General features: G+C 71.4%; 14 protein-coding genes. All 14 read left to right on the top strand.

What is annotated here, in order from left to right; translation table 11 throughout:
* Window positions 1–12 precede the first annotated feature (12 nt).
* The 14 genes from ID554_RS30250 (at window position 13) to ID554_RS30185 (ending at window position 16,150) form a co-directional block, all read left to right on the top strand.
* Entirely contained in the window at window positions 13–291 is a 279-nt protein-coding gene (locus ID554_RS30250; RefSeq protein ID WP_117226897.1) for an ArsR/SmtB family transcription factor, read from the top strand.
* Between the two features lie 12 nt (window positions 292–303).
* Window positions 304–693 (top strand): VOC family protein, encoded by a 390-nt coding sequence (locus ID554_RS30245; RefSeq protein WP_117226898.1) that lies wholly within the window; start codon window positions 304–306, stop codon window positions 691–693.
* A gap of 456 nt (window positions 694–1,149) precedes the next feature.
* On the top strand, window positions 1,150–2,805 hold the full coding sequence (locus ID554_RS30240) for an ABC transporter substrate-binding protein (RefSeq protein WP_117226899.1): 1,656 nt from the start codon (window positions 1,150–1,152) through the stop codon (window positions 2,803–2,805).
* Between the two features lie 18 nt (window positions 2,806–2,823).
* Window positions 2,824–3,834, top strand: coding sequence for an ABC transporter permease (locus ID554_RS30235; RefSeq protein ID WP_117226900.1), 1,011 nt, complete (start codon window positions 2,824–2,826; stop codon window positions 3,832–3,834).
* A complete protein-coding gene (locus ID554_RS30230) occupies window positions 3,834–4,718 on the top strand; it encodes an ABC transporter permease (RefSeq protein WP_117226901.1) in 885 nt (294 codons plus the stop codon). Before ID554_RS30235 ends, ID554_RS30230 begins: the two co-directional genes overlap by 1 nt.
* Before the next feature lie 2 nt (window positions 4,719–4,720).
* Window positions 4,721–6,760: a dipeptide ABC transporter ATP-binding protein gene (locus ID554_RS30225; protein ID WP_117226902.1), complete on the top strand. Its 2,040-nt coding sequence runs from the start codon at window positions 4,721–4,723 to the stop codon at window positions 6,758–6,760.
* Complete coding sequence (locus ID554_RS30220; protein ID WP_117226903.1) at window positions 6,757–8,808, top strand: hydantoinase/oxoprolinase family protein; 2,052 nt, start codon at window positions 6,757–6,759, stop codon at window positions 8,806–8,808. Before ID554_RS30225 ends, ID554_RS30220 begins: the two co-directional genes overlap by 4 nt.
* Complete coding sequence (locus ID554_RS30215; protein WP_117226904.1) at window positions 8,805–10,493, top strand: hydantoinase B/oxoprolinase family protein; 1,689 nt, start codon at window positions 8,805–8,807, stop codon at window positions 10,491–10,493. Before ID554_RS30220 ends, ID554_RS30215 begins: the two co-directional genes overlap by 4 nt.
* Window positions 10,486–12,171, top strand: a complete 1,686-nt coding sequence (locus ID554_RS30210) for a hydantoinase B/oxoprolinase family protein (RefSeq protein WP_117226905.1) — start codon at window positions 10,486–10,488, stop codon at window positions 12,169–12,171. Before ID554_RS30215 ends, ID554_RS30210 begins: the two co-directional genes overlap by 8 nt.
* A complete protein-coding gene (locus tag ID554_RS30205; protein WP_117226906.1) occupies window positions 12,168–13,415 on the top strand; it encodes an amidohydrolase family protein in 1,248 nt (415 codons plus the stop codon). The genes ID554_RS30210 and ID554_RS30205 overlap by 4 nt, the downstream gene beginning before the upstream one ends.
* Window positions 13,412–13,825: a nuclear transport factor 2 family protein gene (locus ID554_RS30200; protein ID WP_117226907.1), complete on the top strand. Its 414-nt coding sequence runs from the start codon at window positions 13,412–13,414 to the stop codon at window positions 13,823–13,825. The genes ID554_RS30205 and ID554_RS30200 overlap by 4 nt, the downstream gene beginning before the upstream one ends.
* Entirely contained in the window at window positions 13,822–14,826 is a 1,005-nt protein-coding gene (locus tag ID554_RS30195; RefSeq protein WP_117226908.1) for a zinc-binding dehydrogenase, read from the top strand. The genes ID554_RS30200 and ID554_RS30195 overlap by 4 nt, the downstream gene beginning before the upstream one ends.
* Complete coding sequence (locus tag ID554_RS30190) at window positions 14,823–15,152, top strand: TIGR04076 family protein (RefSeq protein ID WP_117226909.1); 330 nt, start codon at window positions 14,823–14,825, stop codon at window positions 15,150–15,152. Before ID554_RS30195 ends, ID554_RS30190 begins: the two co-directional genes overlap by 4 nt.
* Entirely contained in the window at window positions 15,152–16,150 is a 999-nt protein-coding gene (locus ID554_RS30185; RefSeq protein ID WP_117226910.1) for an LLM class flavin-dependent oxidoreductase, read from the top strand. Before ID554_RS30190 ends, ID554_RS30185 begins: the two co-directional genes overlap by 1 nt.
* The last annotated feature ends 8 nt before the right edge of the window (window positions 16,151–16,158 follow it).

Raw genomic sequence — 16,158 nt, 5'->3', positions numbered from 1 at the left:
ATAACTGTGCGGGTGGACGCGGAACCGGATCTGTTCAAGGCCCTCGGTGACGCGACGCGACGCATCATCCTGGACGAGTTGGTCGACCGGGACGGCCAGACCCTGTTCGAGATCTGCGGCCGGCTGACCATGAAGCACGGCCTGACGTCGTCGCGTCAGGCCATCTCGCAACACCTCGCGGTGCTCGAACAGGCCGGGCTGGTGCACGTCCGGCGACAGGGCCGGTACAAGTTTCACCACATCGACACCGGCCCGCTGCGCGCGATCGCCGAGCGGTGGCCCACCGACTGAGAGGAAGCGACCGTGCTTCGCATCAACATCACCAGCGTGTACGTCGACGACCAGGCGAAGGCGCTCGCCTTCTACACCGAGAAGCTGGGCTTCGTGAAGAAGACCGACGTGCCGGCCGGTGCGGCGCGCTGGCTCACCGTGGTGTCCGCCGCCGACCCGGACGGGGTGGAACTGCTGCTGGAGCCGGACGGCCACCCGGCGGCCCGGCCCTTCAAGGAGGCGCTGGTCGACGACGGTATCCCGTTCACGCAGTTCGCCGTCGAGGACGTCCACGCCGAGGTCGAACGCCTCAAGGGGCTGGGTGTGCGGTTCGTTCAGGAGGCGACCGACCTGGGTCCGGTGGTCACCGCCGTGCTCGACGACACCTGCGGCAACCTGATCCAGATCGCCGCGATGAAGTAGCGGGACAGGCCGTTGCTGCACGTCGGGGGTGCGGGCCTGGAAGTTGCCGCCGAGCCCGTCCCGCAGTGCGCTCATCCAGTTCCACATGGTGTCCGGGTTGGCTGCCCGTTCGGTGAGCCGGTCGAGGTGCGCACGCCAGAGCGCGTCGGTCAGGTCGGTCGTGGCCGGGCAGCATGCCACCGCGGGCGCGCACCCAGGTCTCCCCAGGGGCGGGTGCGGCCGTGGGGGTACCCGCATCGACGGGACGACTGTGCATAGGCATACGTATCAGTTGTGTGAACCTGTGTGAACACTTGAGCCGCACTTCATCAGCCGTTCGGCCGGGCATTGGTGCCAATTTCGGGAGATCGGCTGTGAACAAGCGTTGGGGTCTTGTTCACTTGTGCCTAATCCGATAGAACACGAGTGGGTCCGCTGCGCGGCCCGTCCGCCTCGTAGTTCTAGGAGGACTACTTCATGGCACGTTCACCTGGTGTGGGCCCCTCCTCGCCCGCCATCTCCCGCCGCGGGGTGCTGCAGCTGGGCGGCAGTTTCGCGCTCCTGCTCGCCACGGGCGCCTGCGCCGCGAACAGCGGCTCGGACTCGGACGACTCGACGTCGGGCGGCCCGACCGCCAGCACGCTGCGGATCGCGGTGTCGAGCTACCTGTCGAGCTGGGATCAGGACTTCGTCGGCTTCGACCTGACCGCGCTGATGATGTTCAAGAACGTCTTCCCTTACATGATCGACTACGGCGTCACCACCGCAGGTGACAGCCAGATCCTCGACACCCAGAACATCACCCCGACCTTCGCCGAGTCCTTCGAACCGGACGCCGAGCAGAAGGTGTGGACGTTGAAGCTGCGCCGGGGCGTCACGTTCGCCAGCGGCAACGAGATGACGGCGGCCGACGTGAAGTGGTCCAAGGACCGCGCCTTCGCCGCCCAGGCGAACGTGGCCGGCATCTACCGCACCATCGGCCTGACCGAGCCCGACCAGGTCAAGGTCGTCGACGACCACACCGTCGAGTTCCACCAGGCGTTCCCGAGCGCGCTGACCCGGCAGATCCAGGCGATCTCGCTGTACGTCTTCGACTCGGTGGAGGCCAAGAAGCACGCCACCGCCGACGACCCGTGGGCCAAGGAGTGGTTCGCCAAGAACGCCCCCACCGGCGGCTACTACAACGTCGCCAGGGCCACCCAGGGGCAGGAGATCGAGCTGACGGCGAACACCGGCTACCCGGGACCGGACGCGCCCAGGACGCCGACGATCCGGATCTCCGTGGTGCCCGCCGCCTCGAACCAGCGGCTGCAACTCCAGGCCGGTGACATCGACATCGCTCTCGGCGTCAGCCAGCGCGACATCGAGGACCTGCGCAGCACCGACGGGGTCAAGGTGATCTCGGCGGCCAGCAACCGCCAGGTCGCGATCCAGATGTCGGTCACCTCGGCGCCGTTCGACAACGTCGACGTCCGCAAGGCCCTGGCCTACGCGGTGCCGTACGAGCAGATCATCAACAACGTGTACGGCGGTGACGCCCGGGCCGCCAAGAGCCCGGTGCCGCTGGACATGCCCGGGTACGACGAGAGCGGCTACCCGTTCACGCACGACGTGGACCGGGCCCGCGCCGCGCTGACCGCCGCCGGTCGCGCCTCGGTCGAGTCGGAACTGGTCTTCGAGGCCGACAACGAGGAGCAGCAGCGCATCGCGGTGCAGGTGCAGAGCGAGGCGGCGAAGGCCGGCATCAACCTCAAGCTGACCCCGCTGGACCCGGCCACCCTGGGCGAGCGGCGGACCCGCAAGAACATCCCGCTCCAGCTCACCTCCGGCCAGCTCTGGGTCAACGACGTCGAGTACATGCTGGCCACGAGCTTCGTCGAGGGCGCGAACCTCAACTACTCGAACTACACCAACGCGGAGATCGAGCAGATCTACGAGCAGTCGCACACCACCGTCGACGAGTCGGCCCGCAACGCGCTCTGGCAGCGGGTCCAGCAGATCCTCGCCGCAGACGTGCCGTGGGTGGTCATCTGCCAGCCCAACTTCAACCTCCCGGTACGCGAGGCGGTGGCCGGCTGGGTGCAGCCGATGGACGGCCTCGCCCGGTTGCGCTACCTCAGCAGGTCGGCCTAGGCGCGGCCGGCTCCCTTCATGCGAATCCTTCGTTTCGTTGTCAGGCGGCTGCTCCAGCTCATCCCGGTGTTGCTCGGGGTGGTCGTCCTGACCTTCCTCATCGTCCGGGTGCTGCCCGGCGACCCGGTCCGGAGCATCCTCGGCCAGAACGCCAGCGAGGCGGACGCCGAGGCGGCCCGCGCCCGGTTCGGGTTGGACCAGCCGCTGTGGCGGCAGTTCCTCGACTACCTCGGCGGGCTGGTCACCGGCGACTTCGGCACCTCCATCCAGAGCGGCGGTTCGGTCGGCGCGGAAATGGCGCTGCGGATCGGACCCACCCTGGAACTGGTGGTCATCGCGGTCTCCATCGCGCTGGTGGTGGCCACCCTGCTGGGCGTCTGGTCGGCCCGGCGTGCCAACAGCGTCGGCGACCACGGCGTACGGCTGTTCGCCCTGGTCGGCAACTCCATCCCGGAGTTCTGGCTGGGCCTGGTGCTCGTGCTGGTCGGCTACAGCATGCTGGGCTGGTTCCCGGCGCCCAGCGGCCGGGTCGACCCGGACACGAACCTGACCCCGTTGACCGGCGCCGGCCTCGTCGACGCCGCGCTGACCGGGAACGGACCGGCGCTGGCCAGCGCCGCCGCGTACCTGGCACTGCCGGTGCTCACCCTGGTCGTCGGCGTGATGGCACCGCTGCTCCGCAGCGTCCGGGCGTCGGCGTTGGAGGTGCTCAACTCCGAGGCGTACACCGCGGCGGCGGCGCACGGGCTGCCGCAGCGGACCCTGCTCTACGGCTACCTGCTGCGCTCCACGCTGCTGCGGCTGCCGGCCCTGGCCGCGTTGGTCTTCGGCACCGCCATCGGCTCGACCGTGCTGGTCGAGTACGTCTTCTCCTGGCAGGGCTTCGGCCAGTGGGCGCTGCGCGGCCTGCTGTACCGGGACTACCCGGTGGTGCAGGCCTCCGTTGTGGTGATCGCGCTCTGCTACGTGCTGGTGTTCCTCATCGCCGACGTGGTCCACGCGATCCTCGACCCGAGAGTGAGGATCTGATGGCAGACCTGCGCGGTGTCGGCCCCGGGGACGCCGGCGCCGACGCGGTGATCGTCACTGGCAGCCGGGACGACCGCTTCTCCCGCATCCTGATCATCACCGGCGCGACCCTCCTGGCCGTGGTCGCACTGGCCGCCCTGGCCGCGCCGCTGCTCTCCTCCTGGGGCGCGACCGAGGTCGACCCGAACGCCACCCTGGCCGCCCCGGCCGGCGCGCACCTGCTCGGCACCGACACCAACGGCATGGACGTCTGGAGCCGGGTGCTGCACGCGGCCCGGCTGGACCTGGGCATCGCGGTCGCCGCGGTGGCCCTGGCCGTGGTGGTCGGCACGCTGCTCGGCCTGGTGGCCGGCTACCGGGGCGGCTGGATCGACGACGTGCTCATGCGGGTCGTCGACATCTTCCAGGCGTTCCCCACCTTCATCCTCGCCCTGGCGGTGGCGGCCCTGCTCGGCAACGGCACGGTCAACCTCATTATCACCATCGCGGCGGTGAACGCCCCCGCGTACGCCCGACTGGTCCGCGCCGAGGTGCGCACCCAGCGGGAGTTGCCGTTCGTCGACGCCGCGGTGACCTCGGGCGCCTCGACGACCGGCATCCTCTGGCGGCACCTGCTGCCCAACAGCCTCACCCCGGTCCGGACGATCGCGCCGCTGAACTGTGGCTGGGCGATGCTCACCCTGGCCGGGCTCTCCTTCCTCGGGCTGGGCGTCAGCATCCCGGAGGCCGAGTGGGGCGCCATGATCAGCCTCGGTGCCCCGGACGTGGTCGGTGGCCGGTGGTGGACCAGCGTGCCGCCCGGCCTGGCCCTGTTCGTCTCCGTGCTGGGGTTCAGCCTGCTCGGCGAGGGCCTGCAGGAACGCGCGAACGCGAAGCGACGGTAACCATGCTCTCCATCGAGAACCTCTCCGTGGTCATCCACCGAGCCGGCCGGCAGGTCGCGGCCCTCAGCGACGTCAGCCTCACCGTCCGGCCCGGCGAGGTGGTCGGCCTGGTCGGCGAGAGCGGCGGCGGCAAGAGCATGGTGGCCCGCGCGGTGGTCGGCCTGCTGCCCACCGGCGCGCACGCCAGCGGGCGGGTTCGCTTCGACGACGCGGACGTCCTGCGGATGGACGAGGCGGCCCTCGCCGCGCACCGGGGACGGGGAGCGGCGATCTGTTTCCAGAACCCGCGCGGAGCGCTCAGCCCCACCCGCACCGTCGGACGCCAGCTCACCGACCGGCTCGTCACCCACCAGGACATGTCCGCCGAACGGGCCCGCGAGGCCGCGCGGGAGCTGTTCGAGGCGGTCGGCATCCGCAACCCGCAACGCCGCCTCGACGCGTACCCGCACGAGCTGTCCGGGGGCATGGCCCAGCGGGTGATGATCTCGCTGGCCAGCGGCTGCGCCCCCGGCCTGTTGATCGCCGACGAGCCGACCACCGGCCTGGACGTGACGCTCACCCGGGAGATCCTGCGCCAGTTCCGGCACGCCGCCGATGTGGACGGCCGCAGCGTGCTGCTGATCTCGCACGATCTCGCGTCGATCGCCGAGGTCTGCGACCGGGTGGTGGTGCTCTACGCCGGCACCGTGGTCGAGAGCGGACCGGCCGACCGGGTCTTCCGGGAACCGGCGCACCCCTACACGCGGGCACTGCTGCGCTCGGTGCCCGACGTCGGCGGCCGACCGGTGGTGGCCACCCCCGGCGCCATGCCGCTGCTGCGCGAGGCCCCGCACCAGTGCCCGTTCGCGGCCCGCTGCCCGCACGCCGACGACACCTGCACCACCAGCCGACCGCTCACCACCCCGATGGACACGCCCGCCAGCGGGATGGACACACCCGCCGCCGACTGGTCGCTGGCCTGCTACCACCCGCAGACCGGTGCGATCACCACCGACGAGGCGGCACCCACGCCCACTGTCGCACCCGACGCGACGGAGTCCGGGTCCGCCGTGCTGGAGATCGAGGACGCGCACGTCGTCTACCGCAGCCGCTTCGGCTCCGGCGGCCACCACGCGCTGCGCGGGGTGAGCCTGCGCCTGGGACCCGGCGAGACCCTCGGCGTGGTCGGGGAGAGCGGCTGCGGCAAGAGCACCCTCGCCAAACTCATCATGGGTCTGGTCCCGCCCTCCGCCGGCACCGTCGCCGTCGCCGGGCAACACCTGGTACGCCAACCGGGCCGCCGCGCACCCCGGGGCCGGGTGCTACGCCGCCTGCGTACCCGCGCCCAACTCGTCTTCCAGGACCCGATCGGGTCGCTCAGCCCCCGGCGTACCGTCGGCGACTCCATCGCCGAGCCGCTACGGGCCGCCGGCCTGCCCGCCGCCCAGCGCGACGCCCGGGTCGCCGCGGTGCTGGACCGGATGGAACTCGACCGGTCGATCCTGCGCCGCTACCCGCACGAGCTCTCCGGCGGTCAGGCCCAGCGCATCGGCATCGCCCGCGCGCTGGTCGGCGAGCCCGACCTGATCGTCTTCGACGAGCCCACCTCCGCCCTCGACGTCACCGTGCAGGCCCAGATCCTCGACGTGATCGCCGACGTCACCGCCGACAACGACCGCGCCTCGGTCTTCATCTCGCACGACCTGGCCACCGTCCGGGGCTTCGCCGACCGGGTGGCGGTGCTCTACCTCGGTCGCGTGGTCGAGGAGGGGCCCGTCGACGTCGTGTTCGACACCCCCCGCCACCCCTACACCCGGGCACTGCTGGCCAGCGCACCGCGCCTCGGCACGCCGCCCGCGTCCGTCGCGGGGGTGGAGCTGGTCAAGGACCTGGAGGAGACCGACGCGGCCACCGGCTGCGCGCTCGCCGCCCGGTGCCCCTTCGCCACCGACACCTGTCGCTCCGAGCCGCAGGACCTTCAGTCGTACGGCGCGAGCCGGGCCGCCTGCTGGCGGGTCCCGGAACTTCCCGCCCTGATCGGAAAGCAGGCCGACACGCCATGACCCGTCGCCCCATCCGGCTGGCCGTCGACATCGGCGGCACCTTCGTCGACGCGATGGAACTCGACACCCGCACCAACCGGGTGCGCTTCCGCAAGGCGTCGACCACCCCGGCCCGTCCCGCCGACGGGGTGCTCGCCGCCATCGCCGCGCTCGGCACCGACCTGTCCGAGGTGGAGCTGTTCACGCACGGCACCACGCTGGGACTCAACGCGGTGCTGGAGCGGCGCGGCGGCCGGACCGGGATCATCACCAACGAGGGCTTCCGCGACATCTTCCTGATCGGCCGGGGCAACGTGCCATCGGACCACATGTACGACTTCCAGTACCAGCGCCCGCCGAGCCTGGTGCAGCGCCGCTTCACCGCCGGGGTACGCGGTCGCCTCGACCACCGGGGCCGGGTGGTGGAGGAACTGGACCCGGACAGCGTGCGCACCGCCGCCCGTACGCTGGTGGTGGACCACCAGGTGACCTCGATCGCCATCTGCTTTCTGCACTCGTTCCTGGACCCCACCCACGAACGCGAGGCGGCCCGGCTGATCCGCGAGGAGTTCCCCGACGTCAGCCTCTCGCTCTCCACCGACATCGTGCGCGAGTACCGCGAGTACGAGCGGACCAGCACCACCGTGCTGGAGGCGTACATCCGGCCGATCTTCGAGCGATACGTCGACGAGTTGGAGTCCGGTCTGGCCGAGCGAGGCTTCGCCGGACAGTTCCTCATCATGCGCTCCGGCGGTGGCTCGATGACCAGCGCGGTGGCGAAGACGTCACCGACGCACACCGTCCTGTCCGGCCCGGCCGGCGGCATCGTCGGCGCCGCGTACCTCGCCTCGGAGCTGGGCCGGGAGCGGCTGCTCACGTTCGACATCGGCGGCACCTCGCTGGACGCCTGCGTGATCGAGAACGGCACCGCGGTCGCCGCGTACGAGGCGCAGTTGGAGCACTTCCCGCTGCTGATCCCGACGTACGACATCCGGACCATCGGGGCCGGTGGCGGCTCGATCGCCTGGCTGGACCGGGGGCTGCTCAAGGTGGGGCCGCAGAGCGCCGGGGCCGACCCGGGACCGGTCTGTTACGGCCGGGGCGGCACCCGCCCGACCGTCACCGACGCGGCGGTGGTGCTCGGCTACATGGACCCGGACCGGTTCCTCGCCGGCACCATGGGCCTGCACGACACGGCGGCACGGGCGGCGATCGACGAGCAACTGGCCGGGCCGCTCGGGCTGGACGCGACGGCCGCCGCCGCCGGAGTTTTCGACGTGCTGCTGGCCCGCACGGTCGGCGCGGTACGCCAGATCACGGTGGAACGCGGGCACGACCCCCGGCACTTCTCGCTGCTGGCGTTCGGCGGGGCCGGGCCGCTGTTGGCTCCGCTGCTGGCCCGCGAGATGGGCATCGGCGAGGTCGTCGTGCCGTTCGCGCCGTCCGGCTTCTCCGCCTGGGGCATGCTGTCGGCGGACATCGTGAACGACTTCAGCCGTACCGTGATGGCCGGCCTCGACGAGGTGGGCCTCGACGAGCTGGAGGCGCTGTTCAAGGGCGTCGAGGCGGAGGCGGTCGCCTCGCTGGTGGCCCAGGGCGTACCGGCCGACCAGGCCGTGCTGGAGCGCCAGTTCGAGGTGCGCTACCTGGGCCAGGAGCACAGCCTGATGGTGACCGTCGGGTCGACGCTGGACCGCGACGCGGTCCGTGCCGCCTTCGACGAGGTGCACCGAGCCCGCTACGGCCACATCATGGACAACCCGCTGCAACTGCTCAACCTGCGGGTACGCGGCATCGGCCGGACCACCCGCCCGGAGCTGGGCACCCACCCGCGCGGCGACGGCGACCCGGCCCGAGCCCTGCTCACCCACCGCGACGCGTACGACTTCGGCTCGCGCGCGGTGGTCCCGTTCGCGGTGTACGACCGGGCCGCGCTGGAGCCGGGCGACACGTTCACCGGCCCGGCGCTGGTCGACGAGGGCACTTCCACCACGGTCGTGCCCAGTGGCCAGCGCGTCACCGTCGACGACCACCGCTACCTGCTGGTCACCCTGGAGGAGTCGGCATGACCACACTGGACGGCGCACAGGTCGAGGTCGTCCGCAGCTATCTGCTGTCGGCGGCCGAGGAGATGCGGGCCACCCTGATCCGGACCTCGTTCAACCCGGTCATCTACGAGGTGCACGACTTCGGCCTGTCGATCTACGACGCCGACCTGCGCCTGGTCGCCGAGGCCACCGGGCTGACCTTCTTCCTCGGTGCGAACGACTTCTCGCTGGCCAGGGGCGTGGAGTACGTGGGTCGGGAGAACCTGCACCCGGGCGACGTGGTGCTGCTGAACTACCCGTACTGGAACGCGGCGCACGCGTACGACGCGACCTTGTTCGCGCCGGTCTTCCGACCCGACCCGGCGGACACCGACAGCGACGGCGAGCTGGTGGGCTTCCTCTGTGTCCGGGCGCACTGGATGGATCTGGGGGCGAAGGATCCGGGGTACGTGTTGGATTCGACGGACATGCACCAGGAGGGGTTGATCTTTCCGGGGACGAAGGTGGTGTCCCGGGGTGTGCCGGTGCGGGAGATCCACGAGTTGATCCGGTTCAACTCGCGGATGCCGGACGCGGTGCTGGGTGACCTGCACGCGCAGATCGCCGCGCTGCGTACCGGCGAGCGCCGGCTGCTGGAGATCATCGAGAAGTTCGGCCGGGACACGGTCTCCGCCGCCGTCGACCACATCATCGCCGACGGCGAGGCCCGCACCCGGGCCGCGCTGGACACCCTGCCGCAGGGTACCTGGACGGCCGAGGACTGGCTCGACGACGACGGCATCACCGACGACCCGGTCAAGATGCGGGTCACCGTCACCGTCACCGACGAGCGGTTCGTGGTGGACTTCGCCGGTTCGGCACCGGCCACCCGGGGGCCGATCAACATGCCGTTCGGCGCGACCGAGGCGATCTGCAAGGTCATCCTCAAGTCGTTGACCTCACCGGACGAGCCGTCGAACGCCGGGACCGTCGCCCCGCTGGAGGTACGCGCCGAGCCGGGCACCCTGTTCCACGCGGTCTACCCGCAGCCGACCTTCACGCTCTGGACCGGCATCGTCGCCGTCGAGCTGATCCTCAAGGCGTTGGCGCAGGGGATGCCGGAGCGGTTGCCGGCCTCCAGTGGTGGTGACGTGCCGGGATTCATGATGGTCGGCGCGAATCCGGAGACGGGTCAGATCTTCGCCGTCAGCAACAACGACCTGGTCGGCTGGGGCGCCACGCCCGAGCACGACGGCATGGAGGCCGCCACCCACGTCTCCGGCAGCACCGGCCGGGGCACCCCGATCGAGGTGATGGAGGCCCGCACCGGGATGTTCTTCGAGCGGGTGGAGATCCGGGCGGATTCGGGTGGTGCGGGGCGGTTTCGGGGTGGGTGTGGGTTGCGGCGGGATATTCGTTTCGTGTCGTCGGGGGAGTTTCTGTCGGTGATCAAGAAGACGCGGAGTGCGCCGTGGGCGTTGGCGGGTGGGTTGTCGCCGGCGCCGAATCAGGTGGTGGTGTTTCCGGGTACGGATCGCGAGGCGCGGGTGAGTACGCGTCGGACGGCGGTGGTGGCGGGTGATCGGGTGTCGTTGTTGACCGCTGGTGGTGGTGGTCATGGTGATCCGGGTTTGCGGGATCCGGAGGCGGTACGCCGTGACGTGGCGGAGGGGTACGTCTCCGCGCAGGTCGCCCGCGAGGTCTACGGGGTGGACGTCGATGAGTGAGACCACGGTCGACGGCGCGACCGTCGAGGTGATCGGCAGCTACCTCACCTCCGCCGCCGAGGAGATGCGGGTGACGCTGGTGCGTACCGCGTTCAACCCGGTGATCTACGAGGTGCACGACTTCGGCATCTCCGTCTACGACCGCCACCTGCGGCTGGTCGCGGAGTCGACCGGACTGTCCCGGTTCCTCGGCGCGAACGACTACTCCCTGGCCAGGGGCGTGGAGTACGTGGGTCGGGAGAACCTGCACCCCGGCGACGTGGTGCTGCTCAACTACCCGTACTGGAACGCCGCGCACAGCTACGACGCCACTCTCTTCGCCCCGGTCTTCCTGCCCGACCCGGAAGGCGCCGACGGGACGGAGCTGATCGGCTTCCTCTGCATCCGGGCGCACTGGATGGATCTGGGGGCGAAGGATCCGGGGTACGTGTTGGATTCGACGGACATGCACCAGGAGGGGTTGATCTTTCCGGGGACGAAGGTGGTGTCCCGGGGTGTGCCGGTGCGGGAGATCCACGAGTTGATCCGGTTCAACTCGCGGATGCCGGACGCGGTGCTGGGTGACCTGCACGCGCAGATCGCCGCGCTGCGCACCGGCGAGCGCCGACTCACCGAGGTGTACCGCCGGCACGGGACGGCCACCGTGGACGCCGTGGTCGAGCGGCTCATCGCCACGGCCGCCGAGTCCGCCGCCGAGGCGGTCGCCGTCCTGCCGCAGGGCACCTGGACGGCCGAGGACTGGCTCGACGACGACGGCGTCACCGACGAGCCGATCCTGATGCGGGCCACGGTGACCGTCGCTGACGGCACGTTCACCGTGGACTTCGCCGGTTCCTCACCGGCCGTACCGGGCCCGGTCAACCTGCCGCTGGGCGCCACCATCGCCACCTGCCGGGTCGCCTTCAAGGCGATCACCACCCCCACCGAGCAGAGCAACGCCGGGCACTTCGCCCCGCTGCGGGTACGCGCCGAGCCCGGCACGCTGTTCCACGCGGTCTACCCGGCGGCGACCTTCACCCAGTGGACCGGGACGGTCGCCCTGGAGTTGATCTACAAGGCGTTGGCGCAGGGGATGCCGGAGCGGTTGCCGGCGTCCAGTGGTGGTGACGTGCCCGGGTTCATGATGGTCGGCGCGCATCCGGAGACCGGTCAGATCTTCGCGGTCAGCAACAACGACCCGGTGGGCTGGGGCGGCACCGTCGACCACGACGGCATCGGCCCGGCGAACCACCTGTGCCAGACCCAGGCCCGCAACACCCCCGTCGAAGTCCTGGAAGCCAAGACCGGGATGTTCTTCGAGCGGGTGGAGATCCGGGCGGATTCGGGTGGTGCGGGGCGGTTTCGGGGTGGGTGTGGGTTGCGGCGGGATATTCGTTTCGTGTCGTCGGGGGAGTTTCTGTCGGTGATCAAGAAGACGCGGAGTGCGCCGTGGGCGTTGGCGGGTGGGTTGTCGCCGGCGCCGAATCAGGTGGTGGTGTTTCCGGGTACGGATCGCGAGGCGCGGGTGAGTACGCGTCGGACGGCGGTGGTGGCGGGTGATCGGGTGTCGTTGTTGACCGCTGGTGGTGGTGGTCATGGTGATCCGGGTTTGCGGGATCCGGAGGCGGTACGCCGTGACGTGGCGGAGGGGTACGTCTCCGCCGACGCCGCCCGTGAGACCTATGGAGTGATCGCATGAGCGCCGTCGAGTCGAATCTGTTGCTGGCCCACTGCACCGTGCTGGACGCGCGCGTGGTGGACGGTGCGGACCCGGTGCCGGACGCCGCCGTCTGGGTACGTGGCGACCGGATCGCCGCAGTCGGCCCGTACGCCCAGGTGGCGGCGCAGGCCCAGGCCGCCGGAGCGGTCCGCGAGGTGGACCTGGACGGGGCGTACCTGACACCTGGTCTGGTCAACATGCACACCCACCTGTCACTGTCGCTGCCCGGCACCGGCGGCGACGACGTCAAGACGATGGGTCCGCACGACCTGGCGTACTACATGGCGGACGGCGCCCGGCGCACGCTGCACTGCGGCGTGACCACGGTGCGCTGCGTCGCCGAGAAGGACCACGCCGACTTCGCGTTGCGCCGGGCCATCGCCGCCGGTCGGGTCCAAGGTCCCCGCATCCTCACCGCCGGCCGGGCGCTGGTCTGCACCGGCGGGCACGGGCACGAGAGCAGCGACACCCTGGAGTGCGACGGGCCGGTCGGGTTCCGCCGCGGCGTCCGCAGTCAGATCAAGGCCGGCGCGGACCTGATCAAGGTGATGATCTCCGGCGGCATCGCCGGTGAGCACGAGCGGATCAACACCCCGCAGTTGTTCACCGACGAACTGGCCGCCGTGCTGGAGACCGCCCACGCCTGGGGCCGCAAGGTGACCGCGCACGCCGGGCCGGCCGAGATCATCGGCGCGGCGGTCGAGCTGGGACTGGACTGTGTGGAGCACGGCTACCAGCTCACTCCGCAGGTGGTGACGCGGATGGCCGAGCGGGGCACCGCCCTGGTGCCGACGCTGCTGGTGACCCGCTGCAAGGAGTTCTTCGACGAACTCGGCGTACCGGAGTGGATGCAGTGCCGGTCGCTCGGGGCCGGCCCCCGGCACCTGGAGAGCTTCGCGATGGCTGTCGACGCCGGGGTGGAGGTGCTGCTCGGCAGCGACATGCCGCCGTTCTGGCACTTCGAGGGCACCAACGCCACGGTCCGGGAACTGGAGTGCATGTCCGAGCGGATCGGCCCGGCGCGGGCGTTGCACGCCGGCACCCGGGGACCGGTGCGCTGGCTGGGTGTCGAGGAGGACCGGGGCACGGTCGAGGTCGGCAAGCTGGCCGACCTGATCGCGATGGACGAGGACCCACTCACCGCCACCTCGGCGTTCCGGGGTGTGCGCTGGGTGATGAAGGGCGGGCGGATCGCCCGGGACGACCGGACGGAGGCGGCATGACGATCGTGGCAGCCGACGCGGCGCACATCGCCGCGCTCATCGACGACCTGTACGCGGCCTTCCTCGCCGGGGACCGCCACCGCTTCGACGGGCACCTGCACGCCGACGTGACCACCTGGGAGACCCACCTGCCCGGGCCGCTGCGGACCCGGGCGGAGCTGGACGCGTACCGCGACCAGCGCGACGCTGCCGGTCGACGCCCGCAGTTGGCCGTGCTCTCGGCGCAGGACAAGCGCATCGACGTGTGGGGCGACGTGGGCCTGGCCCGCTACCTTCTGATCGCGCGGGCTTGCGCCGAGGACCCGCCGTCGTCCGCCCGCGTCACCGACGTGCTGCGTCGCGTCAACGGCCGATGGCAGATCGTGCACCACCACGCCGAGTCGGTGGACGACGCGGTGGCGGCGCGATGATCCGGCGGCTGGTCGCGTACGACACGGGTGAACCCGGTCGGGTGCTGTCGGTGGCCGACCGGCCCGACGACCCCGCGCCCGGTCCCGGCGAGGTCCAACTCGCGGTGCGCACCGTGGGGCTGAACTTCCTCGACGTCTCGCTCTGCCGGGGCGAGTACCCGGTGCGGCCGGAGCCGCCGATGACCCCGGGTGTCGAGGCGGCCGGTCGGGTGGTGGCGGCCGGCGCCGGTGCCGAGCACCTGCTGGGTCAGGAGGTGCTCGCCTGCCCGGCGCTGCCGCGCGGTGCCCTCGGCGACACCGTGACGGTCGACGCGACCGTGGTGGTGCCCCGCCCCTCCACCGTCGACCCGACGAGTGCGGCGGCCCTGCCGGTCACCTACCAGACCGCCTGGTTCGCGCTGGAACGCGCCGGGGTCACCGCCGGGAGGACGGTGCTGGTGCACGCCGGTGCCGGTGGGGTCGGCATCGCGGTCACCCAACTCGCCGTGGCCCGGGGCGCGCGGGTGGTCGCGACCGCCGGTGGCCCGGCGAAGACCGGGGTGTGCCGGGCCCAGGGCGCCTCCGTGGCGATCGACTACACCGGCGAGGACTTCGTGGCGGCGGTCCGGGAGGCCACCGACGGGCAGGGCGTGGACGTGGTCGTCGACCCGGTCGGCGGCGACCTGCTCGCCCGCTCGTTGGACTGCCTGGCCTTCGAGGGGCGGCTGGTCAGTGTCGGCGCGGCCGGTGGCCCGCCACCGCCGGTCGACCCGGCCCGGCTGATCGCGGCGAACGCCGACCTGATCGGGCTCTCCTGGGGTTCGCAGTACCCGTGGCGTCGCCCCGAGGCGGTCGCCGCCGCCTACCGGGCGCTGTTCGACCTCTGCGACTCCGGCGCGGTCCGGCCCCCGGTCAGCCGGGTGGTGCCGCTGGCACAGGCTCCGGCGGCCCTGGACGACCTGGCCGCCCGGCGGACCACCGGCAAGATCATCGTACGGCTCGACGAGGAGGAGCGAGGATGACCGACAGCCCGGACGGCGACATGGAGATCTACGACCTGCGGGTGAGCGTGGACCGCATCGAGGGACGCTCGGTCTGCGGCATGGCCATCGGCGACTCGTTCGACCTGGTCAACAGCGCCCACCTGAAGCTGCCCGACGGCAAGCACTTCTGCGTCTACGCCCTCGCCGCCGTGCTGCCCTTCCTCGCCGCGAAACAGCGGGACCTGGCCGCCGGGGACTGGCTCGACCAGGACTCGCTCTTCGCCTGCCCGGACCCGGAGGAGCGGCTGGTCATGAAGGTGGAACGCACCTGCCGCCGCCGGATGAACTCGGCGGACCTCACCTGATGACGGTCGAGATCGGACTCGGTCTACAGAGCGACAAACCGGCCGGCGCGTACGCCCGGTTGGCCCGTGCCGCCGAGTCGCACGGATTCGACGTGCTGACCGTCTTCGGTGACCTGATGTACCAGCCACCGGTGTTCCCGCTGCTGGAGATGGCCCAGGCCACCAGCCGGGTACGCCTCGGCCCGGCCTGCCTCAACCCGTACTCCCTGGCGCCGTACGAGATCGCCGGCCAGATCGCCGCGCTCGACCTGGCGTCTGCCGGACGGGCCTACCTGGGGTTGGCCCGTGGCACCTGGCTCGGCGCGGTCGGTCTGGCCCAGCCGAAGCCGCTGGCCACCATCGAGGAGGCGGCGGCGGTCGTCTACCGCCTGCTGCGCGGTGACCGCGACGGCTACCGGGGACAGGTCTTCACGCTGGCCCCGGACACCGCGCTGCGGTATGCCGTGCAACGCCCCGATCCGCCGCTGCTGATCGGCGCGTGGGGACCGAAGGGCGCGGCCCTGGCCGGCCGGATCGCCGACGAGATCAAGGTGGGCGGCAGCGCGAACCCCGACATGGTGCCGGTCGTCCAGGACCGCCTCCGGGTCGGCGCCCTCGCCGCCGGACGCGACGTGGACGAGGTCGGCATCGTCCTCGGCGCGGTGACGGTGGTCGACACCGACGGCGAGGCCGCACGGGCCAAGGCCCGGACCGAGGTCGCCATGTACCTCGCCGTGGTCGCCGACCTGGACCCGACGGTCACCCTGCCGGACGGCCTGGTGGCGCGTGTCGGCGAATTCGTCGACGCGGGCGAGCACGACGCCGCCGGCCGCCTGATCCCGGACGGGGTGCTCGACCGCTTCGCCTTCTCCGGCACCCCCGCACAGGTCGCCGCCCAGGCCCAGCAACTCATCGACGCCGGGGTCCGGCGGGTGGAGTTCGGCACCCCGCACGGGCTGACCGACGACCGGGGCGTCGACCTGCTCGGCACCGCCGTACTGCCCCTGTTGCGTCGCTGAGGAGTGTG

Source organism: Micromonospora craniellae (genome assembly GCF_014764405.1).
GTDB classification, from domain to species: domain Bacteria; phylum Actinomycetota; class Actinomycetes; order Mycobacteriales; family Micromonosporaceae; genus Micromonospora; species Micromonospora craniellae.
Note: the sequence above shows the minus strand (reverse complement) of the source record. Positions and strands in the feature narration are given on the sequence as shown.